Source organism: Cupriavidus consociatus, assembly GCF_017814975.1.
Taxonomy (GTDB): Bacteria; Pseudomonadota; Gammaproteobacteria; order Burkholderiales; family Burkholderiaceae; genus Cupriavidus; species Cupriavidus consociatus.
On record NZ_JAGIQA010000111.1, the window covers coordinates 1 to 1890 of the forward strand.

Below are 1890 nucleotides of genomic sequence, written 5' to 3' on the forward strand. Positions count from 1 at the left end.
CCCAGCATGGAGGCCTACCAGGCGCTGTGCGACGAAGCCGAACGCGACTACGAAGGCTTCTGGGCGCGCCACGCCCGCGAGCTGCTGCACTGGAACAAGCCCTTCACCAAGGTGCTGGACGAGAGCAACGCGCCGTTCTGCAAGTGGTTCGAGGACGGCCAGCTCAATGCCTCCTACAACTGCCTGGACCGCAACCTGGAAAACGGCAACGCCGACAAGGTCGCGATCGTGTTCGAGGCCGACGACGGCACCGTGACGCGCGTCACCTACCGCGAGCTGCATGCGAAGGTGTGCCGCCTGGCCAATGGCTTGAAGACGCTTGGCATCAGGAAGGGCGACCGGGTCGTGATCTACATGCCGATGTCGGTCGAAGGCGTGGCCGCGATGCAGGCCTGCGCGCGCCTGGGCGCGACGCACTCGGTGGTGTTCGGCGGCTTCTCGGCCAAGTCGCTGCAGGAGCGGCTGGTCGACGTGGGCGCGGTGGCGCTGATCACCGCCGACGAACAGATGCGCGGCGGCAAGGCGCTGCCGCTGAAGGCCATCGCCGACGATGCGCTGGCGCTGGGCGGCTGCGAGGCGGTCAAGAGCGTGATCGTCTACCGCCGCACCGGCGGCAATGTCGGCTGGACCGAGGGCCGCGACCGCTGGCTCGACGACGTCTGCGCCAACCAGCCCGATACCTGTGAAGCCGAGCCGGTCGGCGCCGAGCATCCGCTGTTCGTGCTCTATACCTCCGGCTCCACCGGCAAGCCCAAGGGCGTGCAGCACAGCACCGGCGGCTACCTGCTGTGGGCGCTGATGACGATGAAGTGGACCTTCGACATCAAGCCCGACGACCTGTTCTGGTGCACCGCCGATATCGGCTGGGTCACCGGCCACACTTACATCGCCTACGGCCCGCTGGCCGCCGGCGCCACCCAGGTGGTGTTCGAGGGCGTGCCGACCTACCCGAACGCCGGCCGCTTCTGGGACATGATCGCGCGCCACAAGGTCAGCATCTTCTACACCGCGCCGACCGCGATCCGCTCGCTGATCAAGGCCGCCGAGGCCGACGAGAAGATCCACCCGAAGCAGTACGACCTGTCGAGCCTGCGCCTGCTCGGCACGGTCGGCGAGCCGATCAACCCCGAAGCCTGGATGTGGTACTACAAGCACATCGGCAACGAGAACTGCCCGATCGTCGACACCTTCTGGCAGACCGAAACCGGCGGCCACATGATCACGCCGCTGCCGGGCGCGACGCCGCTGGTGCCAGGCTCGTGCACGCTGCCGCTGCCGGGCATCATGGCCGCTATCGTCGACGAGACCGGGCAGGACGTGCCCAACGGCAGCGGCGGCATCCTGGTGGTCAAGCGTCCGTGGCCGGCCATGATCCGCACCATCTGGGGCGATCCGGAGCGCTTCAGGAAGAGCTATTTCCCCGAGGAACTCGGCGGCAAGCTCTACCTGGCCGGCGACGGCTCGATCCGCGACAAGGACACCGGCTACTTCACCATCATGGGCCGCATCGACGACGTGCTGAACGTGTCGGGCCACCGCATGGGCACGATGGAGATCGAGTCGGCGCTGGTGGCCAACCCGCTGGTGGCGGAAGCCGCGGTGGTCGGCCGCCCCGACGACATGACCGGCGAGGCGATCTGCGCGTTCGTCGTGCTCAAGCGCGCGCGCCCGAGCGGCGACGAGGCCGTCAAGCTCGCCGCCGAGTTGCGCAACTGGGTCGGCAAGGAGATCGGCCCGATCGCCAAGCCCAAGGACATCCGCTTCGGCGACAACCTGCCCAAGACGCGCTCGGGCAAGATCATGCGCCGCCTGCTGCGCTCGCTGGCCAAGGGTGAAGAGATCACGCAGGACACCTCGACGCTGGAGAACCCGGCGATCCTGGAGCAGCTC

At 67.8% G+C, this 1890-nt stretch carries 1 protein-coding gene; it reads left to right on the top strand.

The genetic code is table 11. From position 1 onward, the window contains the following. Positions 1-6: 6 nt before the first annotated feature. A partial coding sequence (acs, locus tag J8I82_RS37570; RefSeq protein WP_245180667.1) for an acetate--CoA ligase occupies positions 7-1890 on the top strand: 1884 nt, incomplete at its 3' end.